1 protein-coding gene is annotated in these 1,074 nt (G+C 65.5%); it reads left to right on the top strand.

Translation table 11 applies throughout. The annotated features are described in order from the left end of the window. Positions 1-87: 87 nt before the first annotated feature. Positions 88-1,074 (top strand): DUF6351 family protein (locus tag AC097L_RS26025; RefSeq protein ID WP_479589579.1); only part of this gene is annotated, 987 nt, incomplete at its 3' end.

Raw genomic sequence — 1,074 nt, 5'->3', positions numbered from 1 at the left:
GGCATACCGCTTGCTGAAATGGGGATGGGCCCCGCCTGAGCAGCATCTTTTGCCGCGCAGAAGCCCATTTACATCCACGGAGACGGTATGCAATTAACAAAATTTAAAATAGTGTCGTATTCACTGGCCAGCCTGGCAGGCGCTGCCTTGGCGGCCTGTGGCGGCGGAGGCGATGGTCCGGGTCCATCGGTAGAGGTGGTCTCGTCCCAAGCCGAGCGCGTCAGCGGCGGCACTGCCTTGGTGGATATTGCCGTGGCGGGCAACACCGGGCCGTTGAGGGCCAAGCTCAATGGCACCGATGTGAGCGCCGTGTTCAAAGTCGACCCCCTGCGCACCGGGCACTTGCTGGGCGTGGTGCCGGGTCTGGCGCTGGGCAGCAACACCTTGGTGGTGGGCTTTGGCGGCACCGAAACACGGCTGGCGCTGACCAACTACCCGCTGACCGGCCCCATGCTCTCAGGCCCCCAAACCAGCCCGTACAACTGCCAAACCGCCAGCTTTACCCTGCCCGACGGCAGCAAACTGGGCGCGGCCACCGATGCCCAGTGCTCGGCCCCTACCCAGGTGCAGTACCTGTACCGCGCCACCAGCGGCGGTGCGCTGAAACCCATGCCAGTTACCACCGCCTTGCCCAGCGATGTAGCCACCGCCACCAATACCGCCGGTGTCGCCGTGCCGTTTGTGGTGCGGGTGGAAACCGGCACCATGAACCGGGGCATCTACCAAAATGCCGTGCTGCACGACCCCACGGCAGACGCGGCCCCCAGCCCCACCACGCCCCCCAAAGGCTGGAATCGCAAGCTCATCGCCGTGCACGGCACGGGTTGCGCGGGTGGCTGGTACATCCAGGGCGCGGCCATGGGGGTCAGCCCGTACACCGGCACCAACCTCACACGCCTGGGCGAGGGCTACGCCGTCTTCACCAACACCCTGAACCACCCCACCAACAGCTGCAACGCCACCGTGGCGGGCGAAACCACGCTGATGGGCAAAGACCACTTCATCAAAACCTTTGGCGTGCCCAGCGCCACGGTGAGCGTGGGCACCTCGGGCGGTGCCTACACCAGCCTGCAG

It is taken from the genome of Rhodoferax sp. RT5P35, assembly GCF_056521385.1.
The sequence above is the reverse complement of the archived record's forward strand: the minus strand, read 5'-3'. Positions and strand labels throughout refer to the sequence as shown.